This window comes from Trichocoleus sp. DQ-A2 (assembly GCF_039961915.1).
In the GTDB taxonomy this organism is placed as follows: Bacteria; Cyanobacteriota; Cyanobacteriia; order Cyanobacteriales; family FACHB-T130; genus FACHB-T130.
In genome coordinates this window covers 38466-64444 of the sequence record NZ_JAMPKD010000031.1, presented here as the reverse complement: position 1 = coordinate 64444, position 25979 = coordinate 38466, and the positions used below count along the sequence as shown (strand labels likewise).

Here is a 25979-nt window from a genome sequence, read left to right as displayed (position 1 = left end):
GTGAAATACCAGTGGCTTTCTGATTCCTTGATTGAGGAACTGAAACATCCTTCTATTCCCATGCAACTTGTGTAACTTGTACGCTATATCTAGCGCCTTTGCGTAAGTCCTGAGCTGAACAATATGAAAGGGACATCAAATGACCCTAAAGAGGGCGGGATTGCACAGGTAAAGTGCCCAAATATATTGCTGTACCTGCCGATTAGCAGAATCATTGTAAACGTTTGTAAAGCTTTGCAAAACTACTGCACCTGTATCTGACAAGTCTATAGCGGTTCATCTAGAACCCAATCTTATTGAGACCGCAACCAGGGTACAAACCTCGATCTTCCCGGAAGGTATAAACCAATGAAGGCGCAGTGGAAAAGAGTATTCGTTAAAACAACAGTTTGGCTAGTTACTGAGATCATCCTGAACCTCTTGGGACTCGATAACCTAGCTGATTACAACGAATTTATTCTTGAGCAAAAGAAAATAATGGCAATGAACCATTTATTTGCGCCAACTCTCACTAATAAACTTTGCCTCTATTGGCTTGATTGTGACTCTGCGTTCCAGATGCCACTGGGCTTAGCACCTAAATTCTAAGGAACCTAAAGACAATAGAAGTTAAGAATATTAGGCAATTCTACATTTTGAGAGTAAATTTTGGGTTAACGAGTGCCATTGATTTATAGAAATTATACTACCAATCTAAAGGTAGAGCGGTTGGTCAATTGCAGGCAAAATTCAGTTGTAAAAATAAGCTAAGAAGGTATCAATAGCTAAAATAAATGCTTTATATTGTTAGTAATTAGGGTAGAGTAATTTTAAAGGATTTTGAGCTGTTATGCTTTCGATTTCTAATGCTTTGCATCGCCTAATGACTGGCGCGTCCTTGACGGTTCGTTAAAAAATATCTGACCAATCAAATCGGGTTGCTATAGAAAGGAATCGGTGATTTCCCGCGATTGATTGCACTTTGCTCAATGTTTGGTTTTTTTGGAGACAGGGTAGCTTTGGCTTGATGCCTAAATTTTAGTTTTACGAGAGAGTAGCTGTCCCTCTAATTTATCCATGTTAAGGGAAGGCTGAAATGATGGCACGAATAAACCCGTTTTATTAAGGTTTCCTCAAGCTGCTGCGATAAAAATCACTTCCCTGAGTTTTTGAGGCGATCGCGTTTCTTTTCTTTATAGCAATCTTCAAAATTTTTTGCTTTCGGCAAAAAGCCGCTCTGAATCAAAACTTACTTTCATATCTACCTGTTCTGGAGGGATGAAGTTATGGAATTTGAAGATGCGATCGTTGACGAGCAAGAAGGGACAGGGATTCCTATATTTCTAGCTACCGAAGGCAGCGGTGACTACGATCTTCCAGGAGGACAAGGTAACTTCAACGAGTGGGAACAGAACTTTGACGAACCCTGGTTTGCTAAGGCTGATGTCAAGTTTGTGGACGGGCAAGCGTCTATTCCCCTGCAAATTTTGAACGATAATGTCGTTGATGGAAATGACACTCTAGTATGGACCATTAAGGAATCAGCTCCTTTTGGGTTTACGCAGGAGACCTATACATTCAAGGAAAACGATGCCAACAATCCGAACAACGGCGTTGTTCCAATTCAGTTAAGCCTCAACTCGAATATTAAAACTGCCGTCATTACCATCGAAGACGCTAACAATATTGTCGCCCCCATTATCGGCAATGCTGCCAACAACTCTTTATATGGCGATCAGGAGGATGACGTTATTTACGCGAAAGCCGGGAAAGACTACGTCAATGGCTGGAACGGCAACGATAGCCTTTACGGTGAAGCCGGGAAGGACACGCTACTGGGTGGTTTTGGCAACGACTATCTGAATGGGGGCTACGGTAAAGACAAGCTGTACGGCGAAGCCGGAAATGATATTTTAGATGGTTTAAATGGGAATGACAGCCTTTATGGGGATGCTGGCGATGACATTCTGATGGGCTGGTCTGGTAACGATTGGCTATCTGGCGGCGACGGGAATGATGTCCTCAAGGGTCAGCTTGGCAAGGACACTCTCGTCGGCGGTTTTGGCAATGACCGGCTGACGGGTGGTGAGGGAGCGGATAAATTTGTCTTTAATTCTCCGGGGGAGGGAATTGATAACATCCTGGACTTCAATTCCCTAGAGGGGGATAAGATTCAGATTTCTGCTAGTGGTTTCGGCATTGGGAAAGGTCAATCCGATAAGTTCAGCTACGACAGCAGCACAGGTGCTTTGTTCTTTGAGCAGACACAGTTGGCGTCTGTGCAAATCGATTCGGGTTTTGTCCTTGCCTCAGACATGATTATTGTTTAAATATCGTGCGTGCAAAATGGCACGCTATTCTGGGAAGCGATCGCCTTTTTCATCCTGACAGACGTCTGGATACGTTTTTACTCAGGCAAATGGTTGAATCCGACCCAGTTGTGGGGTTTGTGTATGAAACTGCGTTCTCTGTCATTCTGGCTTTTTGGCAGTCTTTCCGGGTTCTGTCTGGTGACAACCAGCCCCATGCAGGCGCAAATTGTCGAGGATTCAACCCTACCCCAGCCCTCCATCGTTACTCAAAGTGGCAACAGCAGAATAATTACCGGAGGTACGCAAGCTAACTCCAACTTGTTCCACAGCTTTGAGGAATTTTCGATTCCTACTAACGGCAGTGCTTACTTTAACAATGCTGCCAATATTCAAAACATTATCAGCCGCGTCACGGGTTCCTCGGAGTCTAAGATTGACGGCTTGATTCGAGCCAACGGAACCGCCAACCTATTTCTAATTAACCCCAACGGGATTACTTTTGGCTCGAATGCGGCGCTGAAGATTGGCGGATCTTTTTTGGCGAGTACGGCGACTAGCCTCAGCTTGGCGGATGGAACTTCGTTCAGCGCCACGAATCCCCAAACGACACCGCTGCTGACAGTCAGCGTCCCAATTGGTTTGCAATTTGGAAAACCAGCCGCCAGCATTCAAGTGCAGGGGGCGAAGCTGCAAGTGCCGTCTGGGAAAACCTTGGGGCTAGTGGGTGGTAACTTGACGCTCGTGGGAGGAAGATTACAGGCGGCGGGGGGACGGATTGAATTAGGCAGCGTCGCTGGAGCAATCACACCCGCTTTCCCCGTACAAGTTAACCTCACCCCAACTGCCCAAGGCTATGCGCTGGGGTATCCGAATATCCAGAACTTCCAAGACATCCAGTCCCAGCAAACGACGGTAACGACCAGCGGCAATGGGGGAGGCGATATTCGCGTCCAAGGTAGGCGGATCGCGCTTACAGAGGGTTCTCAGATGCTGGCGAATACCTTGGGTTCAGCACCCGGAGGGACTTTAGCGGTCACTGGCTCGGAGTTGGTGGAAATTAGTGGCAGTTCGCCTAGTGGCGATCGCAGTGGTTTATTTGCCAGGGTTAATTCAAAAACAGCCACCGGATCTGGGGGAAATCTGACCGTTGAAACCGGAAAATTCATTGTCCGGGATGGGGCGCAAGTCTCCACTTCTACTTTCGGTCAAGGGCAGGGCGGGAATTTAACGGTGCGGGCGACCGATTCGGTAGAAGTCAGTGGCAGATCGAGCGATCGCGAAATAGGGAGTGGATTGCGGGCTACAGTCCAAGGGGGAGCGACAGGGGATGGGGGAAATCTAACCGTTGAAACTGGACAATTGATTGTCCGAGATGGAGCCGAAGTAACAACTTCTACTTTTGGGCAAGGGAAAGCCGGAGATTTGACCGTAAAAGCGACCCAAGTGCAAGCGATGGGTTATGGTTTCGACGAAAACAATACGCTCAGGCAAAGCAGTTTGCGTGCCCAAGTAGAACAAAACGCCACCGGAACTGGAGGAAATTTAACCATAGAGAGCGATCGCTTGAGCGTTCAAAATGGGGCACAAGTTGCAGTAACGACGCTTAGCAAGTTTAGCCAAGCCAAGGCAGGCACTTTGACCGTTCGAGCTTCAGACGTTGAACTGGCGGGGGTTGCGGTTTCCGCAGACGGTCAATTGCTGACAAATCAGCTCGGTTTGCCTTTTCCGAGCGGCTTATTTTCCGGCAGCGGTATCGATTCCCAGGCAGATGGAGGAGCCTTAAGCGTTGAGACTGAACGATTGCTCGTCCGCGATGGAGCCGTCATCCAGACTTCTACTTTAGGAGCAGGGGATGCGGGAAATTTAACCGTTCAAGCTTCCGAGTTGGTGGAATTAGCGGGTACTGCTAAAGGCAGTCAGTTTCCCAGTAGCCTGCTCGCTGTTTCTGGCGGAATTCCTGGATTTCCAGGGGTTTTTGACGCCACAGGTCGCGGGGGAAGTCTGAGGGTTAATACTGGAAAGTTGATTATCCGGGATGGGGCAGCTGTAGCCGCGAGCAGTTTTAATCCAGCGAACGATGCCAAAGGTGCTGGAAACCTTGAGCTGACTGCTCAAAGCTTGAGTTTAGATAACCAGGCAACGATTACGGCGGCAACTGCATCCGGTAATGGGGGAAATATGGTGCTAGTGCAGGATTTGTTGCTGCTGCGCCACAACAGTAAAATTTCAAGTACCGCAGGCATTGCAGGTGCGGGTGGCAATGGCGGCAACATCACGATTAACAGCTCATTCATCGTCGCCGTCCCTGGGGAAAATAGCGACATTACTGCCAATGCTTTTACTGGCAATGGGGGGAGTATCCAAATTACGACTCAAGGCATCTTTGGAATTCAGTTTCGGGAAGACGAAACTCTCTTGAGCGACATCACCGCCAGTTCTGAGTTTGGCGTGGACGGTGTGGTGGAAATCAATACGCCGGATGTTGACCCCAGTCGCGGTGTAGTCGCTTTACCGACCGACTTAGTGGATGCCTCTGGACTGATTGCATCAAGTTGTGGAGCCACGGTCGGGCAACAAAAAAGTGAATTGGTCGTTACCGGACGCGGTGGAATTCCACCCAATCCCGGCGAAACCCTCAGCAGCAACCTCGTTTGGAGCGATTTGCGCCTGATAACTCAGCAAGTCGGAAATCTTCCGAATCCTGCGGTTGTTCCCACCCGTCCGGCTACCGGGGAGAGTTCCAGGCAGTTGATGGAAGCCCAAGGATGGGTGAGGAATAACTTTGGCGAGGTCATTCTCACCGCGCGATCGCCCACAGGGGTGCCTCACGCCACTTCCTGCGCTGGCTCCTAGAAAGGGGTACAAGTAAAGTTTTGTAACGTATTGCATAATTCCTGATTTTTCGGCTGATACATCCTTAGAGATTTGCAGATTTTGTCAGAGCAATCGCGCTCAAAATATCAGTCGCAAACCAGAAATTCAAAGGGACTCAGGTATGACTACAGCTTTACAAATCGGTAATCGCACCCTCACAGCTGAGGAAATCATTCCCCTACTGGCTAGCTACCAAATGTTTCCTCAATTGCTGCGTGAGAGCATTATTGATAGCGCGATCGCTTCTTTTAACTGTACGCCTGAAGAAATTGCTCATGCCTGCGGGAATTTCTACCAGCAAAATCAACTGACTTCTGAAGCCGAACAGCAAGCTTGGCTAGAGCGCTACGGGATGAGCCAAGAGCATTTAGAAGCCTTAACAACGCGGAAGTTAAGAATTGAAAAATTTAAACAAGCGACTTGGGGGAACAAACTAGAATCTTATTTTCTCAAGCGCAAAGGTCAATTGGATCAAGCCATTTATTCGTTGATTCGGACGAAAGATCCAGGCATTGCCCAAGAACTTTATTTCCGCCTTTCCGAACAAGAGCAGTCTTTTAGCGAACTGGCGGCTGAGTATTCCCAAGGGCCTGAAGCACAAACGGGTGGAACTATCGGCCCGGTAGAGATTGGGACTCTCCACCCGCATCTGGCGAGACTGCTATCGGTTAGTCAAAAGAATCAACTTTGGTCGCCCAGACCTTTAGGTGAATGGATGGTCATTGTGCGCCTAGAAAAGTTAGTTCCCGCCCAATTAAATGAATTCATGCATCAACGATTGCTGCGAGAACTTTTTGAAACGTGGGTGCAAGAGCAAATCGGGAACCTACCCGAAGCAGATAAAATTTGGCTGGGGGCTGCAACAAATCGTAAAGTTGAACCAAGCGGTCAACTGGCAGCAGCGTAAACAAGCGATCGCTAAGTAGAGCATCGCTCTATTTAGGTGTTAAAAACAACTTCGATAATACGCATTTTTCTTGCCCTGAACTATTCTGATAAACTACAGAAGAGTGGTGCTAAACCTGTCAAAATGATTCACAAGGATCTGAGGCATCACTTATTAAAATATTCTGTTTTTTTCAGCAAAAGTATCGGTTTTAACTGTAATAGATTGTAAATATTTGAACAAGGAGGGTGGCTTTCTTTCCCATCAAGTAGCAGCTTGGATGGAGAGCGTAGCCGCAAAACGGGATGACCCATACGGCAATTAGTATCAAAGAAATTCTCGCTGGTATATCTCCGTTTAATCAACTGCCATCGGTTGTCTTAGAAAGAGTCGCAACAAAATTTCAATTTTTGCGCTACCGCATGGGACAGGCAATGTTTGTGCGAGAAACAATGCCAGCGCAAATTGCCATCATCTATCAAGGGCAAGCCCGCCTTTTAGGTTATGACCCCCGGAGCCAAGCACCTGTCACCCTGAAATTATTAGAACCCGGAGAAATTCTCGGATGGGTTAGCTTAATTCGGGGAACAGCTTGCGAGACAGCGATCGCTTCGACAGAAACCATTTGTTTAATCCTCCCAGACACCGATTTTTTAGCTTTATTAAACCAGGAACGCTCATTTGCGGCTGCTTTTGAAAACCGTTGTTCTTTGATTGAAGTCTTCGATCTGATTGGGGAAGAATTGGCGCGTCAAGCTGACGGGACAACCAATCTCAAAGAACTAGCTTTAAAAGCGGTTTCAGACGCAACGATTCTCAACTTACCACCCGGAAAAACTCCCCTGAGCAAGATAGATCCCGACTGGGTATGGCTGGTGAGTGGCGGAACTGTCGCTGATTTCCCTGTCGGAAGCCGCTTGATACCGAGTACACCCGGAAATTTACACGTAGAAGGCGGGAGAGGGGTTCGTTTATTAGGCTTGCAGAAGTCCATCCTGTTTCCCTCGGAATCGAAAGGCGCGATCGCGTTAGCATCGGCGTCCCTTGCCGCTACAACTGACTGGGAAGCGATTCCCTACGCGCCGGAACAGCCTCCATCTGGTGAAACGGCGACGACTTATAAACACGAGAAACACCCCTACATCTACGGGAGAGGTCGTCTGGATGCAACAATAGCTTGCTTCCAAATGCTGTCTCAGCACTTGGGGATACCTTTCCGGCGAGATGTTATCAAGAGAGTCTTAGTCAATCACCTCAAGCACACCGAGAACTTATCTCTGCAATTTTGCGGTGCGGTGGCTGAGTTAACGGGGTTAAATACGCAATTAATTAAAGTGCCTGCGGCTGCGGTGTGTCGCTTGCAAGCTCCCGCCATGATTAGCTGGCAAGATAGTTTTGCGATTCTTTACAAAATTAGCGATCGCGAGTTAGTGCTGGCGGTGCCAGAAATTGGCATTTTACGCAAAAAACCCGCCCAATTCATGGAAGCGTGGGGGCCAGAAGGGGAAGTTCTGCTGCTCCGACCCACAAAAGAAGCTTCTAAAGAGCGGTTTAGCCTGCGTTGGTTTTTACCTTCTATCTATCGCTACCGCAAGGTTTTAATAGAAGTTTTAATTGCTTCCATTTTTGTACAAATCTTTGGTCTAGTAAATCCTCTGATGACTCAGGTGATTATTGACAAAGTTCTTGTACAAAATAGTATCGATACTTTATCTGTTTTAGGCATTTTCTTAGTAGTCGTCGCTGCTGTCGAAGCAGTTCTGACCAGTTTACGCACGCATTTATTTGTTGATACCACCAACCGGATGGACTTGGCTTTAGGTTCAGAGGTCATCAGCCACCTTCTACGCCTGCCCTTGTCATATTTTGAACGGCGACCTGTTGGGGAACTCGCTACTCGCGTTAATGAACTAGAAAATATTCGCTCCTTCTTAACCGGAACTGCCTTAACTGTAGTGTTAGATGCCATCTTTTCAGTCATCTACATTGCGGTGATGTTGATTTACAGCGGAGTGCTAACGCTAGTCGCATTGGCAACAGTGCCACTGTTTGCTTTGCTAACACTTGGAGTGTCACCGATCATTCGGCAGCAGTCGCGGGTGAAAGCAGAGCGCAACGCCGAAACTCACTCTTATTTAGTGGAAGTTCTGTCAGGAATCCAAACAGTTAAAGCGCAAAATTTAGAATTGCGATCGCGCTGGCAATGGCAAGAGCGTTATGGTCGTTACATCAGTGCTGGATTTAAGACAGTTTCCACCTCTACGACTGCCAGTTCCGTAAGTAGTTTTCTGAATAAACTCTCCAGTTTGTTAGTGTTATGGGCGGGAGCTTATTTAGTCCTCAAAGGAGAATTAACATTAGGACAGTTGATCGCTTTCCGCATCCTTTCCGGTTATGTAACCAGTCCGTTATTGCGATTAGTACAACTGTGGCAAAACTTTCAGGAAACCGCTTTATCTCTTGAGAGGCTGGGCGATGTTCTTGACGCCAATCTCGAAGCAGATGAAGCCGATCGCCATAACATTCTCATGCCAGCCATTCAAGGAAGCGTGAAGTTTGAAAATGTTTCTTTCAGCTTCAATCCTAGCGGCGCTCTTCAGCTAAGTAACATTAATCTGGACTTTCCAGCAGGGCTATTTATCGGCATCGTGGGACAAAGTGGATCGGGTAAAAGTACGTTGACAAAACTTTTACCCAGACTCTATGAGCCAAGATCGGGGCGGATTATCATTGATGACTACGATATTAGTAAAGTAGAACTTTATTCCCTGCGGCGTCAGATTGGAATGGTGCTTCAAGATACTCTCTTGTTTGATGGGACGGTGCAGGAAAATATCGCGCTAACTAATCCAGATGCTAGCGATGAGGAAATCATTGAAGCCGCCAAGGTAGCTTTTGCTCACGACTTTATCATGGCTTTGCCGAACGGCTACAACACTCGCGTTGGAGAACGAGGTTCTGCTTTATCTGGGGGACAAAGACAGCGAATTGCGATCGCGCGTACCGTTTTACAAAATCCTCAGTTACTGATTTTAGACGAAGCGACCAGCGCTTTAGACTACAACGCAGAGCGACAAGTGTGTTTAAATCTCGCCTCGACGTTCCGCGATCGCACTGTATTTTTTATTACCCATCGTTTAACTACAATTAGAAATGCCAGTCTGATTTTGATGATGGATCAAGGTGCAGTCGTTGAACAGGGAACTCATGATGAATTAATGGCTCTTAGAGGTCGCTACTACTGTCTGTATCAACAACAAGAAGCGCAGCTATAACAAAGGAAAAGGGGAATAGCTAATGGGTAGTTAATAACTCTCCTCTCCCAATTTTCCCTTCTATTATTCACCTTGCGAACCTCTCGCCGCTACGCTAACACTCTTCAGTCCTCAGTCCCCAGCACTCAGAACTATTGTCAGCTATGCTTCAACAAAATAGAAAACAGTCTAACGAACACCTATCTTTAGTAGCCCAAGCAGTCCCAAATCCTAACCTTGATACAGTCCCCAACCCTAGCCTTAATCAAGAAAAGAAGGAAGTAACGCCACCCACCTCCACCTCAAATAACTTCGATCAAGCTGTTATTCTGCAACAATCCCCGACTTGGTCTCGCGCGATCGTTTGGGGAATCATGGGAATGACAACTTTTGTGATAGTTTGGGCTTCTGTATTCCAAATTGAAGAAGCCATCCCTGCGACTGGCAAACTGGAACCTCAAGGTGCTGTTAAGGAAGTTCAAGCTCCAATAGCAGGGGTAGTGAAAGAAATTTATGTCAAGGATGGACAACGAGTAAAAAAAGGAGATAAACTGCTGAGCTTAGACTCGGAAACGGCTCAGGCTCAGTTGACTTCCCTAAATAAAATTCAGACAGCATTAAAGCAAGAAAATCAGTTTTATCGTTCGCAAATAAAAGGCGCAGATTTCCCCGCAGCAATAGATGGAGAGACGGCTCAACTAAAACTGCCATTAGAGTTAGTCTCTCTGACTAAAGTGCGCTCCTCTTTAGCGTCAGAAAATCAACTGTATCGCGCTCAACTAAGAGGTTCTTCTAAAGGAACAAGTCTTAGCTTAGATCAACAGCAACGTTTTCAATCGAGTATAGCAGAACTAAATTCTCGCGTTGCGACTGCTAGGTTGGAAGCTGAGCAATTGGAAAAACAGCTAAGTCAAACTCAGGTAGAGATAGCGAGTTCCAAAGACCTATTAGAGGTGAATCAGGGAATTCTCGACGATATAGAACCGATCATGAAGCAAGGAGCAGTTTCCCGCGTGCAATACCTGAAGCAGAAGCAGGATGTACGTACTCGCCAAGCTGAGGTGGATCAACTGACTCAGGAACAGAAGCGGTTACAGCTAGCGATCGCGCAAGCGAATGAAAAGCTGCAAAATACCATCGCTTTGACGAAACAAGATCTGCAAACCAAAATTGCTGAGAATGAAAAACGTTTGGCAGAAATTGACGATCAGCTAAACAAGGCAATTGTAGAAAACAACAAACGCCTTGCAGAAATTGACAGTCAAATGAGTCAAGCAGAACAAAATTTAAAATATCAAGAAATTAAAGCTCCGGTAGATGGAACCATCTTTGAGCTAAAACCTCATGGGCCAGGTTTTGTTACTAATTCTACCGAACCCGTTTTAAAAATCGTTCCAAGTGACAGCCTAGTTGCTAAAGTTTTTATCACCAATAAAGATATCGGCTTTGTGAAAGAAGGAATGGAAGCAGATATTAGAATTGACTCTTTTCCATTCCGAGAATTTGGCGATACGAAAGGTCGTTTAACCTGGATCGGTTCGGATGCTCTACCACCCGAACAAATTCGCCCTTATTATACGTTTCCTGCCAAAGTTAGCTTAAATAATCAGTCCCTTTTAATTAAGGGTCGAGAAGTCCCGCTGCAATCAGGGATGTCAGTCAGTGTCAACCTGAAGGTACGTAAACGCACAATCATGAGCATTTTCACTGATTTATTTATGGATAAAGTTGAAGGCTTAAAGACGGTTCGCTAGTGTTTCTTAGCAGAAAGATGGAATCGGGAGAGGGAAGTCTGCGATAAAGTTGCAGACGCGATCGCGCTCGTTGCCAGACCAGGGAGCGGAGTATCCTGGGAAATAAGTTCTGGAGAGGTATCCTCATGCTGAAGCTTTATCACACTCCCCTTTCCGCTAACTCAAGGCGCGTATGGGTGGCGCTACTGGAGAAAGAAATTCCCTTTGAGCTGGTATCGCTGAATATGGATGGCGATCAATTTCAACCAGAATTTCTAGCGATGAATCCCTTCCACCACATTCCAGTTTTAGTGGATGATGGCTTTAACGTCATAGAATCCTTAGCCATCCTTGACTATCTAGAGGCAAAATATCCCACGCCTGCCTTACTACCTACGGATGCCAAGGCGCTAGCAACCGTGCGGATGGTGGAAATGGTGACTGTCAACGAACTGTTGCCTGCCATAAACCCATTCGCGAATCAAATGATGGGTTTGGATACAGACGCGCAGCAGTTGGAGCAGTCAAAGCAGAAAATTCTGACAGTGCTGAACTTTTTTGAGAGTCTACTGGGCGACGATCGATACTTTGCAGGTAGCGCTAGTCTCACCCTCGCTGAGATTGTCGCCGGAACGATGGTGCCGTTATTGCCTATGCTAGGCGTATCGCTGGATAACCATCCCAAACTGAGTGCCTGGTGTGAGAACTTGACGCAGCGTCCTGCATGGCAAAAAACCCAGCCCACTCAGGAGGCAATTGAAGCCTTTAAGCCTCGATTCAAAGAGTTGATGGCAGCGCGGCAGAACCAGTCTTAATACCAGTTGGTAGCTGTAACCGTGAACCGATTTAGATGCGAGAACAACCGTGGAGCCTCCCGCCCTAGGAATGGTTTCAACAAAGTTAACTTAAGATAATAAATACCTGACAAATTAACAGGGAGAGTCCTTCCTCAGTCGTCAATCACCCCAGAAGCAGGCGGGAGGAGCGATCGCTTTACCCTGTTGACATCCCACCACTCGCCATCTGTCAAATGAACATCCTGAACAATCTGCTTTTCCAACCCGCTCAACCTCCCCGCGAGAAAAAACAACGTCGTGGCGTTGAAATTAAGTCACAGCGTGAAATTGAAATCATGCGGCAGGCGGCGAAGATTGTGGCAACCGTACTCAAAGAAATTCAAGAGATGGTGCAGCCCGGTATGACAACGGCGGATTTAGACGCTTATGCCGAAAAGCGCATCCGCGAAATGGGGGCAACACCCAGTTTTAAGGGATATCACGGCTTCCCTGCTTCCATTTGCTCCAGCATCAACAACGAAGTCGTACATGGCATTCCCAACGCCAAAAAAGTGATTCGGACTGGCGATGTCTTGAAAGTTGATACAGGTGCTTATTTCCAGGGCTATCACGGTGATTCCTGCATCACTATCGCCGTGGGTGAAGTGACACCAGAAGCGGCTAAGTTAATCCGCGTAGCAGAAGAAGCACTCTTTAAAGGAATTGAACAAGTTAAAGCTGGAGCCTACCTGCTCGACCTTGCTGGTGCCATTCAAGACCATGTGTTAGGCAATGGTTTTAGTATTGTGGAAGACTTCACCGGACACGGTGTTGGACGGAATTTGCACGAAGAACCGTCTGTTTTTAATTTCCGCACCCGCGAGATGCCAAATGTCAAGCTTCGGGCTGGAATGACTTTGGCAATTGAGCCGATTTTAAATGCTGGTTCAAAGTTCACCCGCATCTTATCCGACAAGTGGACGGCAGTGACGGTGGATAATGCCCTGTCAGCTCAGTTTGAGCATACCGTACTGGTGACGGAAGATGGATATGAGATTTTGACCGACCGCTCGAAAGTTTAACGCATCGTTACATTGATTGACCCGCAGCATAAAATGCTGGGACTATACAAACAAAGCTCGCCTATGCGGGCTTTGTTTATTTTTATAGAATAAGTTGATAAAGCGATCGCATCTTGATACAAATTCTATTCTCATCTCTAAAATTTGAAATTTAAAATAGCTATGAGCAGGTGGCAATATGTACCAAACAGCGCAAGAATTAGAAGCACAAATGCCAGATGCTACAAAACTTTTGAGCGATGAACCAGAAATGGAAAGTTCTTTGCACTACAAGCAACTAGCTTTATTGGTGAGTTGCTTAGAATGGTTTTGGCGCAAGCGGAATGATTTTTTTATTGGCGCTAATCTGACAGTTTATTTTAGTCGGCAACAACTGCGAAATCGAGACTTTAGAGGACCAGACTTTTTCCTAGTGAAAAACACGGAAAAAAAAGAGCGTCTCTCTTGGGTAGTGTGGGAAGAAGAAGGCAAATATCCCGATTTAATTATCGAATTACTGTCCAATACGACTGCTAGTATTGACCGAAATCTCAAAAAAGAGTTGTATCAAAACCGCTTTCGCACGCCAGAGTACTTTTGGTTCGATCCCGAAAGTTTAGAGTTTGCGGGTTTCCGGTTGGTAGGAGAACAATATCAAGCGATCGCGCCCAACCCTCAAGGCTGTCTGTGGAGTGAGGTTCTAGATTTGTATTTGGGTATAGCAGCCGGAAAATTGCGCTACTTTATCCCAGAAGGTTCTCTAGTTCTTACCCCAGAAGAGGCAGCAGAACGACTAGCAGAACAACTGCGATCGCTCGGTGTCGATCCGGATACTTAAGCGAAAAAGCGATCGCGTGAAACAATGTTTATTGGCAAGCTAGGATTTTATTGCCTAGACGCGCTCAGGCGTTCAAGATTAAATAGCGATCGCCCAAAGTCCCCATGAATCAAACTGATTTAGCTTTTACCCCAGCGATAGAACAGGCGCGGCTCATCCGCAGCAAACAAGTATCACCGCTAGAGTTGGTGGAACTTTACCTGGAACGCATTCAGAGACTGGATTCCCAACTGGGGAGTTATTTTACCGTCATGGCAGATATGGCGCTTGCCGATGCCCAGGCGAAGACGGAAGCATTGGCAGGCAACACAGAAGAATTTCCGCCCTTTTTTGGAGTACCCATTTCAATTAAAGACCTCAACCCCGTTGCTGGTGTTCGCTGTACCTACGGAACAGCCGCGCTGATGGACAAAATTGCCGCTTATGATGATGCGGTGGTGACGCGGATTAAGCTGGCGGGGTTTACGATTCTCGGTAAGACAGCGACTTCTGAACTGGGTTCTTTCCCTTATACAGAACCTCCGGCGTTTCCACCCGCCCGGAATCCGTGGAATCTCGACTATACACCAGGGGGATCGAGTGGGGGCGCTGCGGCGGCTACGGCGGCGGGGTTGTGCGCGATCGCTCAAGGTTCTGATGGCGGCGGTTCGGTGCGCGGTCCCGCCGCTTGTTGTGGTTTAGTCGGCATTAAACCCTCCAGGGGTCGGGTGTCTTATGCACCTGTGGGCGATCATCTAAATGGCATTGCAACCAATGGCTGCTTGGCGCGTAACGTTGCCGATGCTGCCGCCCTTCTGGATGTCATGTCTGGTTATGTCGCGGGCGATCCCTACTGGTTGCCCGACCCAGGAACGACTTTTCTTGCCGCAACTGCCCAAAAATTGGGGTCTTTGCGGATTGCTTTTTCTACAACAATTCCCCCGATAGGCGAAGCCGATTCGGCATCTGGGCAAGCCGTCCAAAAAACTGTGCAATTGCTAGAAGAAATGGGTCATACCGTTGAACCCGGTTGTCCAGACTTTACCGATTTGATCAAACCTTTTTCCAAAGTTTGGCAAGCTGGTGTGGCGGCGACGGGGATTCCCGGCGACTACTTGGAACCGATGAATCGCTGGATGCTAGAGAAATCCGGTTCTGCGGGTGAATATCTGCAAGCGGTTGCTCAGATGCAAATTATGGCGCGGCGCATTGTTGCCTTTTTTGACAACTATGACGTTTTGGTAGTGCCCATTTATATGCATCAGCCAATTCGGGTTGGGGAGTGGGCGCACCTGAATCCGGAGGAAAGATTGCAGAAAATCATTCAGTGGATCGCTCCGTGTCCCCCATTCAATGCCACCGGACAGCCTGCAATCGCACTTCCGACTGGTTTTGACGCCAACGGGTTGCCAATCGGCGTGCAGTTGGTGGGACGCCCCGCTGACGAAACCACGTTGATTGCCCTCGCCGCACAACTAGAAGCTGCAAAACTTTGGAGCGATCGCCGTCCTGACTTTGCCGCGCAATAAAAGCGATATCTGTTTCTCGTTCCCCGGCTCAGCTGGGGAACGAGGCTAATTAGCCCCAAGACAGTTTATGCTTTGGGATTATCCTACTGGTTAAATTCGTTAGAGTTCCTGAATACGCGGACGAATCAACAACTCACCGATATTGACGTGTTCAGGTTGGCTCACCACGTAAAGAATCGCGTTGGCAATATCTTCCGCTTGCAGAATATCCGCACCCGGAGCATAAAAACCGCCTTGTCCGGTCACAGCTTCTTTCGTTGCCTCGTGCTTAATTGAATCGGCAAGTTCAGTCGCCACTGCCCCTGGTTCAATGTCTGTCACCCGCACGCCATATTCAATTGCCTCTCGGCGCAAACTATCGGAGATGGCGCGCACCGCAAATTTGGTTCCGCAATAGACCGCCGCCCCTTTAAAGGCAAAGCGTCCAGCCACCGATCCAAGATTCACAATATGACCGTGCTTGCGCTTAGCCATGCCGGGAAGGACAGCATGAATGGTGTAGAGGAGTCCCTTCAAGTTCACATCAATCATCCGCTCCCACTCATCCACGCGCCCTTCCAGCATCGGTGCCAGAGGCATTAAACCAGCGTTGTTGATCAGGATGTCCACGCCACCCATTGTTTCCAGTTCCTCTCCAAGCTGTGCCACAGCTTCTCGATTCGTTACGTCCAAGGGTTTGATCATCGCCTGACCGCCTGCACGTTCAATTTCCTGGGAAAGCTGTTCGAGTTGCTCGGTGCGACGTGCCGACAAAACGACTTTCGCTCCGTTCTGAGCTAATATTTTGGCTGTTGCTGCGCCGATGCCGCTACTAGCACCAGTAATCCAAGCTCGTCCTGAAAGGATTGCCATATTTTATCTCCTGTAATGATTAGAGTCGTACTTTACCCATCCCGATGGGGATGAATTTGTCGGTTAGGGAATTCACGCCAATGGTTAGAAAAATGGGCAGTTTAGGCGATCGCTACTTTTGGCTAAGATTGCCCTCTAATGCCCGATTAATCGCCCGTTCCAAGCTTTCTTGACTTAACAAACCCGGCAAAATGCGATCGCCAATCATAAATGTCGGGACTGAGGTAATACCGACTTCTTTGCGAGTCTGTTCTAATGCCTGCTGATGAGCTGTTTTATACTTTCGAGTTTCCAAGGATTCTCTAAACTCTTTTTCATCCAGCCCAATTTCTCCCGCTAACTGCGTCAAAATCTCGATATTGCCAATATCCCGATCTTCTTGAAAAAACGCTCGGAGAAGACGGTCATTGTATTCGTTAGCTTTACCATGTTCTCTAGCGTACTGATAACCCTCGAACGCTAGATGTGTATGTGGTTGTGGCGAGATAGTTGGTAGCTTGACCTCAACACCCATTTTTCTTGCTAGCGGATAGACTGACTGCTTCCACACCGTTTGAAGATAATCGTCTTCCGGTTTCAGCGTCGCCTGTGGTGATGGTCGAAGCTCAAAGGGTAGCCACTCAACTTCAACGTCCTTTCCCTGAATGGCTGCTTCTAGGGGGAATTCGGCTAGAAAACAGTATGGACAAACGTAGTCGGAGAAAACTTTTATTTTCAGAGTCATGGCATATTCCTCTTAACAAACGGTGACGCAGGGGGATTAACTGCCAATCGTGGTGGTTCAATCGCTAAGAGAGCGATCGCGTCTTTACTTCAGAGGTACTGGACAAGTATCAATAATGGCTAGGTGCTAGATGGAAACGAACAGAATCAGGGTTAGCAATGTCTGCCCCTTCCACTCAAGTCCAAGCAATCAATTCGTTTTTCCGAGCTTCAATAATTTCTGCATCCCATTCAATATTCCCCTCAAATCCTACTAGCGCTATTTCTGCCTACCTTCCATCTGAGGTATCAGTTGCAGAATATTGATTCTCCCCGTAAATCCCCCAACTTATCGGAGGGATTTACGGGGAGCAAAACCGGACAAATAGGTTCTAGAAGACGTGTGTGTATACGATACGAACAACGGGGCGGGGATGGGGTTATTCAATTAATTTCTGCAAGCTTTTCCCCCAGGAGTCGCATCAGGATAAAAAGTAACGATTGCATCTCTACTCTTGACAAAAACCGCCTTATAAGATTTATTCGTCTCATCATCCTGCACTGTTAAAATGCAAGCACCCTGAGCATTTCCCTGGGCTTTCAAGGCTTTTGTTGCATCTAATAACATTTCTTTGGCATCGCTAACGAGAGCATATCCTTTGATATTATCTTTCCAAGTTTGACCATCCTTTTTGATGAATACTCCTAAGGTATAAACTAACCCTGGAACGACTTCTTCTTTGTTCAAATTATTCGCAAGTCGTCCGCCAATTCCTTGCTCTTGCAGTTCCCGGTATCTGCCAAAAAAGTGCAGTCCGCCAATTTTCGTTGCCCCTTCGAGTTCACCACAAAAGATATGTTCAAAGCCGCCTCTTGCAGACCAAGCAGCCGTTAAATCGTCGAGAAATTCTGCTTCTGTACTGCGGACGGCACGCAGTTCCCCACCCACTGCTTGTTGAATTTCACGCAGTACATCTCGATTTTCTGACATCAATTGTTTGAAAGCACTTGGCGTCACTTTGGTGCCAATCGCTCCACAGGTTCTCAACACTGCTTGGTCAAAAGCATTGAGTTGGGGTAATGGCGGTGTGATGTCTGCTTTTTGCCCGCGTGGAAAGCCATGAAGCTCTGGATTATTAACACTATCAAAAAAGGGTAGTACCGATGTCGATGGCTGCGTTACGGTGCCGGAGTTCGGTTCAGAACTCGCATCTGTTGCGGGGGAAAAATTACCACAATCAGCACTAACCCAGCGACGTTCTGGCTTAGCACCAGGGACTGCAAGCTGAATAAACTTTCGCTTTGGAGAATTGAAACCAATTGCTTGATAACGCTGACCGTTTGAGACTTGGATATTACCCGGATTTATCCCGTTAATTGCTCGTGGTGCTACACAAGTGCGTGTAGCGGTGAAAGTTCCAGAGGGCGGGACTTGAGCGTAAGCAGCATCGATTGATAGTAGCGGAATGATTCCGAGTAAGAAAATGGCAATTTTGAGCATTGGGCTTGCGCCTAAACTAATTAAAAAATTACGTTGCATAATTGTTAAGGCAAGAATCCGTAGGATTCCGTTAATAGATGAGGGCGTTGACAGAGTATATTCAAGCGTTTTTTATAAAAATCCGGACATTTATTGCCAGCTCCCGCAAGGATTAAGATAATCATACTTTTCTAATTTTTTTAAACCTGGCAAGAGTTTATTTTACTTTACAGATAAAGTGTTAAATATTAATTTTGGCAAGGGAATAAATGGTCGCGCTTATGCTATTATTGAAGTCTAAAATTCAGCTCTCGCTATGGCAGACTACGGCAATTTAAAGAAGGCGATCGCATTGCTAGGGCAATCCCGCAGAGAGAAAAAGGCGAAGCAAAGATTTTTTACTTTTAGTTTATTTCTGTTAAGTTTTTATTGTGTAAGTGTTAGTTTTTACGGCTCCCAGATACTGGCACAGCCAGCGCCGCAGCCACCCCTGGAGTTGAAGGACATTGATTACTGGGGGAGTTTGTGTGACTTATTGGGGGACGAGAAGAAATATGCAGAAGCCGTCGCGGCTTGCGACCAAGCGATCGCTCTCGATCCCAAAAAACCGAAAATCTGGACTGACCGAGTGGATGGGCTGCTAGGACAAGCAAAATACACCGAAGCCCTGGTTTCTGCTGATAAGGCTATCCGTCTCAAACCCGATTATTCCCTAGCTTTGGCGAATCGATGTATCGCCCTCGCTAACTTAGGCAAATATGAAGACGCGATCGCGTCTTGCGACAAAGCACTCAGAGGCGATGGAAATTGGGAGAACAATACGCCGCTGATCGCTTGGTACAACAAAGGATTAGCACAAAGGAAGCTGGGACAGAACGCCGAAGCGATTGCTTCTTTTGACCAAGCCTTAGAAATTAAATCGGATTATTCCTTAGCTTTAGCGGATCGATGCGCTGCACTGTCTGCGTCTGGGCAATATTCGCAAGCGATCGCTGCTTGCGATTTGGCGCTGAAAAGTGATGCTGATTGGGGCGCTGGGACTCCAGCCATCGCCTGGTACAACCGAGGCGTGGCGCTGAAAAAATTAAGTCAGTACCAAGAAGCGATCGCTTCTTACGATCAAGCTTTGGCGCTGAATCCCACAGACGCCACCGCTTGGACTGAACATGGCGTTTTGCTGTCACTGGTGGGTAAGTACGCCCAAGCACTCCCCTCTCAGGAAATGGCGGTTAAATTGAGTCCCACTTACTCTGTGGCGTTAGCGAACCAGTGCGCGACGCTAAACAAAGTCAGCAAGTACGAAGACGCCGCCGCCGCCTGCGATAAAGCATTACAAGGAGATGGGAGATGGGGTGAAGCGAGTCCATCATTAGCCTGGGATCAGCGGGGGAATGCCTTATCTGGACAAGGCAAATACGAAGAAGCATTAGCCTCTCACGATCGCGCGATCGGTCTTAACCCTGATTACCCTGAAGCTTGGAACAACCGCAGCGTTACCCTGTGGTTTTTGGGAAGATACTCGGAAGCGATCGTTTCGAGCGATCGCGCCACCACCTTGAATCCTAACTATGCCCAAGCTTGGTTCAACAAAGGCAGGATACTGAGAACAGTAAAAGACTATCCCAAGGCACTCGCCGCTTACGATCAAGCGATTAAAAGTAGCGATCCGAACTTCAATCAATCGCTGCTTGCCGATATCTGGGCGAACCGAACGGTAGTGCTATGGCATTTGGGAAGAAACCCCGAAGCCCTCGCCTCAAGCGATCGCGCGATTAGCCTCAATCCTGAATTATCACAAGCTTGGTACAACCGAGGCGTCGTGTTAGTCGCTTTAGAACGGTATGAAGAAGCGATCGCCGCTTACGCCCAGGCGATTCGCATTACGCCCAATGATGCGAATAGTCTTGCCGGTCGAGGCGTCGCCCTGTTGCTGTTAGATCGGTTAGAAGAAGCGATCGCTGTCTTTGATGAAGTTTTGAAACTCGATCCAAAAAACACTTTAGCGCTGGAAAACAAAACTCTTGCCACGCAAAAGTTGGAAGAAAAGAAGTTAGAAGAACAAAAATTGGAAGAGAAAAAGAAAGAAAGCCTCCCGCCACCCAAAGTACCGATTAAAAAGTAACAAAAAGAAGGGGCGTATTAGCTACGCCCCTTCTTTCTGCTTAAAATTGCATTTGTCAGTACAAGCAGTGATTGATCAACTTGAAACGGTCTGATTCATTCTGTAAGCTTCTGGTAGCTGCCACCAAGGAAGATGCGGATGTTCGTGATGTTCTTCGTGGTAGCCAAAATGATAGCAGGTGATAAATGACCAGAAAACGGGCAGAGCATTAGTTTTGGCGCGATGAGGATCTTTATAACCCTCTTGTGGCTCTCGGTGAGGTAGGAAGGTGCCGAAAAAGAATAATTGCACCGAACTCAAAATTGAAGGAATCACCCAAAATAAAGTTAAATTCAATTCTGGGATCGGCAGCGTGAAAGCAATCAGGTTATAGAAAGCCATTAAAGCAAACAAGCGTGTCCAGCTCCAATAACCTTTCATAAAGTGAAAATACCAGGCAAAAAAGTTTTTATGCTGACTGTTGTGAAAATCCGGATCGACTTCACTTGCTGGGTGCTGGTGGTGTACCCCATGCTTTTTCAATAACTCGTCAAAAGAAAAGAAACCATATAACAATAATACGAATGAACCTATCAAATTATTAATCTTACGGTTTTCAGGAAACACCACTCCATGCATTGCATCATGGGCGGTAATGAATAATCCTGTATAAAGAAACATTTGCCAAACGATCGCGGGGATTCTCCACACCGTTGGAATTTGCGACCAATCAAGGGACATTAAGAAAACCAGACTGCTTGCCCAGATGCCAATAATAGAAAAAGCAACAACAAGTCCAATAATTGGATTTTCACTTCTTTGTATTCGCGGAAGTTTTGCTTGTTGCGGAGGTGCGTGTTCGAGCTGGATCATACTTGTATAAATTTGTAGCTTTCCTTTTGAGCAAAAATTTAGGAGAGAATTGCGATCGCTACCCTATCCTTCCAGAACCCGCGATCGCGGTTAGTTTACACGATACTCATCTTTTAAAAAATATCGATCGAGTGCAAGTCACTCTGGGAAGAAAACTGTGTTGATGCTCAGTAGTCTGGATGAGATAGCGCTTCCTTTTTGTTAAATACTGTAAAAATAATATAACTATTGTAAAGGATTGCTGGTGCTGCGATCCGAACCAGAGACGTTTTGCCGCTGCCCCTGATTACATATCGGTAGCAAGGTCATCGAATGCTTGACCGTCCGGCTGGCAGATGAAGCCTTTATCTACAACTGCCAGCTAGACGAGTCTTGCAAGTCAATCATTAGCGGATATAGGCATTAGCGGGTATAGGAAACCAGGTGCAGCACGTCCCGAACGACGCTGTAGCCTGCTAAATCCCAAAGTAGGTAAGCCAAAAAGCCGATCATCGCCAAGCGTCCGTTCCATAGCTCGGCTTGGGGATTCCAGCCAAACAGAAAGGCATTGCGGTCTTTGCCATTGTACGCGCTAGCAACAGGTGGTAAATCAGTAGGGCGAGTCTGCATCGTTTACATTCCTTAACAAATCGATTACGCATTCATCCTAGCTATCCAATTGGGCACCGCGCTCTGCCTATAGTTCCAATGTGCATTTAATTCTCAAGGAAGATGTAAGGGGTTTTGGGCAAAGTAATCTATATCACAAAGTCAGGCGAAATTTAGGGAAGCAGAATTTCAGTAGTTTTTGATAAAAAGTCTGACAAAAGCTAGAGGATTTTCCCATTTTTGTTGAACAAACTGAGAGGGCAAAGCAATATTATTTAAACCAACTTTATGGCTGCCACGGTACTAATTACGGGTGCTTCTCAAGGCATCGGCAAAGCGACGGCTCTCTTGTTTGCCCAGAATGGATATGACCTGGTAATGGCGGCGCGTCAGGCTGACCGCTTGGAAGCGGCGGCACAAGAAGTGCGATCGCTCGGTCGAAAAGCCCTAGCTGTTCCCACCGATGTCAGAGACCCCGAACAGGTGAAAACCCTGGTTCAAAAGGCGTTGGAAGAATATGGCGCTATCGATGTCCTAATCAATAATGCAGGGCGTTATATATCCGGGCCAGCAGACTCGTTCTCTTTAGACGATTGGCACCAGACGATAGACCTCAACCTGTGGGGATATATTCATACGATTCACGCCCTATTACCTCATTTTCTGGAGCGAAAACAGGGCACAATTGTTAATCTGAGTTCCATCGGGGGTAAAGTACCCGTTCCTTATCTTGTGCCTTACAATACCAGCAAGTTTGCGGTAACTGGATTGACCGAAGCGCTGCACTCGGAACTCGCACCCAAAGGCATTCATGTTTGTGGGATTTACCCGAATTTAATCAAGAGTAGTTTGATGGAACGGGCAATCTTTGGAGGTAAAAATGTAGAAGATGCCCAAGCGCGTCGAGATCAGCTCAATCAGGTACTGAGTACTCCAGTGGTGGAGAAGCCGGAGGATGTAGCAAAGGCAATTTGGGAGGGGGTGAAGCATCAGCGAGCTGAAGTTTTGGTCGGTTCCGCCAATCTATCGAAAGCCTCTTATAATATGTTTCCCGGCTTTATGCAGTGGGTGTTTCGGAAAACTTTCCAGCTCAAAGATAAGGAAGCCTAGAAATATCGCCCCTCATTCAGCAATCTGGGAAGAACCCCTCCCCAACCCTCCCCGCAATGGAGAGGGAGCCGGATTTTCTCGTTCCTAGACAGTATTAAGAGTGGGGCAAGTTTGGCGCATTATCTGGGTTCTCCAATTAACGTGAATCCTGCCCAGTCTTTAGGATTGGGATTTTGTTGCTTGATTTTGAGCATGGCTTGGCGCAAAGCTTTGGCTTTATCGTCGTTCTGCTTCAACTGCTTGTAAAATTCACTCATTAACGCACCTGTGGGAGCATCTGGCGCAGACCACAAAGGCACGATCGCAGTCGGAACACCCGCTGCAATCAGAGAAGTAGACAAACCAATTACTCCATCGCCAGTTGTTTTACCCTTGCCGTTTTCAACAGCAGTGAAAACGACTAATTCAGGACGCAGGTGTTGCCCTTTGGGTTGGGCAAAAGATTCCAGAATTTCAGCAGAAGTAAGTAAGCCATTATCGGAACCACCGGGAGCAAGTGCGATCGCACCGGGGACACCTTGGCGCTTCACATCATCCAGAATCGCATAAGTTCCGAGATGGACGCTCTTCGCTTTCCGCATCTGTTCCAAAACCGCCGCCTTTGTCGCCTGGTTGCCAATTAGCAAAGATTTTGTCTTGAGGAAGTCAGCGATTTCTAAGGCTTGCTGTTCTGCATTTGCTAGCGGGGGTAACGCCTTGGGTGCCTGTCCCAGTGCTGGTGCAATTCGCGGCATCACGGGATTTCCGACCACCAGACGATTGCCCCCAGAAGTTTTTCCTCGTTGTTCTTTGGTTAAAGCAAGTACCTGAATTGCCGGTGCTGTCAGAATGGTATGTTTATCGATCAGGGAGTTGCCATAAACATCTACTAAAGCCGCAAACGGAATCCGAAACATTTCTTTTTGCGGAATGAAGATAACACGGGCGTTTGGATCTTCTGGCAATAAATCGGCAATTGGTTTAATTAATAGTTGATGCAGTTGCAGCAACGGTTTGGCCTGAATGATTGGCACTTTCGCCGGTGAGGATGTTGCATTACCTGTTGTCGCTGGTTCTGCCGCTGTGGGTTTCGGAGAATTGGCAGGCGCTTGTAATCCTAGAGATTCAGGAATTTTGGCAATTACATTTTCGATGGAAGAGACGGGAAAAATTGTATTTTGGGCACCGAGTTCGATGCGCCGAAACGTCACTTCCCCACTAGGCGGAATCACCCAAACATAAAGTCCTTCATCGGGAATAATTGAATATTCAACAAGTGTGGCGTTTTCTTGTTTGGCGATTTTTTTAATTTCTTCAATCGTGGGAAAAATCAGTTTTTTCGGTGCAGGTTTTAAACCCGATCCCACGGGTTCGGTAGATAAGCGCAGCCGCAATAAATCGACAATCGACCTGATCCGCCCTTGTTCAGCCATTTCTAAGGCGGCAATCGGCTGTTTTTGAGCAATTAAAACTTGTTGCAAGCGCTGATAAGTCGTTGTTTGCGCGTCCAAATAGCGATTAGTGCTGCCTAAGTTGGCACGGATAGCATCCCAAGTTTTAACTGAATTGAGTAAGGTTTCTTTGGCTTCTTCTGGTTTACCTGATTTGAGAAGCGCGAATGCCAAATTATTCAGCGCCGTCCCTTCTGCCAAGCGATCGCCTGTTTTCCTCGCCGCCTCTAGGGGTTCTTGATACAGCGCGATCGCTTGCTCAAATTGCCCCGCATTTTGGTAAGTTTTTGCCAAATTATTCAGGGCAATCAGTTGCAAAGCCGCATCACCACTTTTTTGAGCGATCGCAACTTGCTGTCTTCTGACTTCAATCGCTTCTGGATATTGCCCTTGCGCCTCGAAAGCGTCCGCAATACTGTTGAGAAAATACCCTTCTTCCGTGGCGTTGCCACTTTTCCGAGCAATTAGCAACTGCTGCTGATAAAAGTCAATGGCTTCCGGGTATTGTCCCAAGGTGCGATAAGCTTCTGCCAGGTTATTGAGAGAATCCAGCACTGCATTGGGATTGCGGCTTTCTCGTGCTGTCGCTAGCTGTTCTTGGTAAAGTGCGATCGCTTCTGGATATTCTCCCTCTGATTCGTGAGCGATTCCCACATTCCCTAAAAAAGCGGCTTCTCGTTTTGGGTTGCCGATTTCTTGTCTCAGCTTTTGTGCTGCATCGCGAAAATCTTTTGCTTGTTTTTCATCCCCCAGATAAAAGTAAGCATTCCCCAAATTATCCAACACCTTAGCCGCGCCCGGTTGATCGCCGATGCCTTGCAGAATATCTAAGGTCTGGTAGTAGAATGCAAGCGATCGCAAATATTGCCCTAACGTGAAGTAAGTTTCGCCAATATTCAACAGCACATTCGCTTCACCCGGGCGCGAACCAATCTCTTGGTAGAGTTTGAGTGCCCTTTGCAAAGACTTTAAGGCTTCTTGAAATTGTCCCGTTTGATGCTGCCGAATTCCTAGTTGCAGCAGTTTGTCTGCGTTGAATTCGCTAGCGCTTTGCCTGTCAGATGTCTGGGATCGATTATCAATGGTGACGGGATCTGGTTTAACAACCTGTTTCGTTATGGCTGCTTTCTCTGTACGGGCGGTTTGTAAGCTTTTCCTGACACTTGCCCTGACACCACTGATAAAATCCTCGTCTCCTTTCGCCTGGGAATTCTTCAGGATATTTTCTCGTTCCGATGCTGCTGATAAGGGGGGTAATAAATAGAAAGGCGCGAGTAAAGACAAGACAGCCGCCCAAAACAGATAAAATCCCTTTTGACTGTTTAACTTTTCCTGTTTTTGAGGGAACAATAGAAGAAAGTACCTTAGAAAAATTTTCATACGATTGTGGATAAAAAGACAGTTACGCCATTGGTGATTATTTTAGCTTTGATGTTTATTGGTTTTGGCGATCGCGTTCTGCCAAAACCCTTAAGTACAGCTAGTTTCAACACCCGAACCGCTTTGAATAACTCTTTACTGGGATTATTTCCCACTAAGAAACCGAGGAATGTTTACGAGCGAACCGAAAAAGCGATTGAACAAGAGGAAAAAGGAACCAAATAGTCAATCGGTAATGGGTT

The 25979-nt window shown here is 47.0% G+C and carries 20 protein-coding genes; 14 read left to right on the top strand and 6 right to left on the bottom strand.

The window, feature by feature from the left end; genetic code table 11:
- The first annotated feature begins 348 nt into the window (after positions 1-348).
- The 10 genes from NC997_RS24080 to NC997_RS24035 all read left to right on the top strand — a co-directional run bounded on the left by NC997_RS24080 (position 349) and on the right by NC997_RS24035 (position 15221).
- Positions 349-588: a hypothetical protein gene (locus NC997_RS24080; RefSeq protein WP_190411057.1), complete on the top strand. Its 240-nt coding sequence runs from the start codon at positions 349-351 to the stop codon at positions 586-588.
- 677 nt (positions 589-1265) lie between these two features.
- Entirely contained in the window at positions 1266-2309 is a 1044-nt protein-coding gene (locus NC997_RS24075; RefSeq protein ID WP_190528850.1) for a calcium-binding protein, read from the top strand.
- A 9-nt stretch (positions 2310-2318) separates the two neighbouring features.
- Positions 2319-5144: an S-layer family protein gene (locus NC997_RS24070; protein ID WP_190528848.1), complete on the top strand. Its 2826-nt coding sequence runs from the start codon at positions 2319-2321 to the stop codon at positions 5142-5144.
- Between the two features lie 142 nt (positions 5145-5286).
- A complete protein-coding gene (locus tag NC997_RS24065) occupies positions 5287-6072 on the top strand; it encodes a peptidylprolyl isomerase (RefSeq protein ID WP_190528846.1) in 786 nt (261 codons plus the stop codon).
- Positions 6073-6356: 284 nt separating this feature from the next.
- A complete protein-coding gene (locus NC997_RS24060) occupies positions 6357-9326 on the top strand; it encodes a peptidase domain-containing ABC transporter (protein WP_190528843.1) in 2970 nt (989 codons plus the stop codon).
- A 143-nt stretch (positions 9327-9469) separates the two neighbouring features.
- Positions 9470-11059: an HlyD family efflux transporter periplasmic adaptor subunit gene (locus NC997_RS24055; RefSeq protein WP_190528841.1), complete on the top strand. Its 1590-nt coding sequence runs from the start codon at positions 9470-9472 to the stop codon at positions 11057-11059.
- 125 nt (positions 11060-11184) lie between these two features.
- A complete protein-coding gene (locus NC997_RS24050; protein WP_190528839.1) occupies positions 11185-11853 on the top strand; it encodes a glutathione S-transferase family protein in 669 nt (222 codons plus the stop codon).
- Positions 11854-12068: 215 nt separating this feature from the next.
- Positions 12069-12896: a type I methionyl aminopeptidase gene (gene map / locus NC997_RS24045; protein WP_190410170.1), complete on the top strand. Its 828-nt coding sequence runs from the start codon at positions 12069-12071 to the stop codon at positions 12894-12896.
- Positions 12897-13074: 178 nt separating this feature from the next.
- Positions 13075-13713 carry a Uma2 family endonuclease gene (locus NC997_RS24040; RefSeq protein ID WP_190410169.1) on the top strand — a complete coding sequence of 213 codons (639 nt, stop codon included), beginning with the start codon at positions 13075-13077 and terminating at the stop codon, positions 13711-13713.
- Positions 13714-13817: 104 nt separating this feature from the next.
- Positions 13818-15221, top strand: a complete 1404-nt coding sequence (locus tag NC997_RS24035; protein WP_190410168.1) for an amidase — start codon at positions 13818-13820, stop codon at positions 15219-15221.
- A 99-nt stretch (positions 15222-15320) separates the two neighbouring features.
- Here the strand turns inward: NC997_RS24035 and NC997_RS24030 are convergent, their stop codons facing one another.
- The 3 genes from NC997_RS24030 to NC997_RS24020 form a co-directional block, all read right to left on the bottom strand.
- Positions 15321-16073 carry an SDR family oxidoreductase gene (locus NC997_RS24030; RefSeq protein ID WP_190528837.1) on the bottom strand — a complete coding sequence of 251 codons (753 nt, stop codon included), beginning with the start codon at positions 16071-16073 and terminating at the stop codon, positions 15321-15323.
- A 112-nt stretch (positions 16074-16185) separates the two neighbouring features.
- On the bottom strand, positions 16186-16797 hold the full coding sequence (locus NC997_RS24025) for a DsbA family oxidoreductase (RefSeq protein ID WP_190528835.1): 612 nt from the start codon (positions 16795-16797) through the stop codon (positions 16186-16188).
- Between the two features lie 426 nt (positions 16798-17223).
- Positions 17224-18315: an EndoU domain-containing protein gene (locus tag NC997_RS24020; protein WP_242031440.1), complete on the bottom strand. Its 1092-nt coding sequence runs from the start codon at positions 18313-18315 to the stop codon at positions 17224-17226.
- A 256-nt stretch (positions 18316-18571) separates the two neighbouring features.
- On the opposite strand from NC997_RS24020, the gene NC997_RS24015 reads away from it, so the two are divergent.
- Positions 18572-20377 carry a tetratricopeptide repeat protein gene (locus NC997_RS24015; RefSeq protein ID WP_190528833.1) on the top strand — a complete coding sequence of 602 codons (1806 nt, stop codon included), beginning with the start codon at positions 18572-18574 and terminating at the stop codon, positions 20375-20377.
- A gap of 75 nt (positions 20378-20452) precedes the next feature.
- On the opposite strand, the gene crtW is transcribed toward NC997_RS24015, so the two are convergent.
- Positions 20453-21229 (bottom strand): beta-carotene ketolase CrtW, encoded by a 777-nt coding sequence (gene crtW, locus NC997_RS24010; protein ID WP_190528831.1) that lies wholly within the window; start codon positions 21227-21229, stop codon positions 20453-20455.
- 26 nt (positions 21230-21255) lie between these two features.
- Between crtW and NC997_RS24005 the strand changes: the two genes are divergently transcribed.
- The gene (locus NC997_RS24005; RefSeq protein WP_190528828.1) at positions 21256-21393 is read left to right on the top strand and encodes a hypothetical protein; all 138 of its coding nucleotides are present in this window, start codon (positions 21256-21258) and stop codon (positions 21391-21393) included.
- Between the two features lie 238 nt (positions 21394-21631).
- On the opposite strand, the gene NC997_RS24000 is transcribed toward NC997_RS24005, so the two are convergent.
- Positions 21632-21838: a chlorophyll a/b-binding protein gene (locus NC997_RS24000; protein ID WP_190528826.1), complete on the bottom strand. Its 207-nt coding sequence runs from the start codon at positions 21836-21838 to the stop codon at positions 21632-21634.
- A 267-nt stretch (positions 21839-22105) separates the two neighbouring features.
- Here NC997_RS24000 and NC997_RS23995 point away from each other — a divergent pair, with 267 nt between their 5' ends.
- Entirely contained in the window at positions 22106-22927 is an 822-nt protein-coding gene (locus NC997_RS23995) for an SDR family oxidoreductase (RefSeq protein WP_190528824.1), read from the top strand.
- Between the two features lie 119 nt (positions 22928-23046).
- Here NC997_RS23995 and NC997_RS23990 read toward each other — a convergent pair whose 3' ends face one another.
- Complete coding sequence (locus tag NC997_RS23990) at positions 23047-25737, bottom strand: tetratricopeptide repeat protein (RefSeq protein ID WP_348257829.1); 2691 nt, start codon at positions 25735-25737, stop codon at positions 23047-23049.
- Between the two features lie 6 nt (positions 25738-25743).
- Here NC997_RS23990 and NC997_RS23985 point away from each other — a divergent pair, with 6 nt between their 5' ends.
- Entirely contained in the window at positions 25744-25962 is a 219-nt protein-coding gene (locus tag NC997_RS23985; RefSeq protein WP_190528860.1) for a hypothetical protein, read from the top strand.
- Positions 25963-25979: the final 17 nt, after the last annotated feature.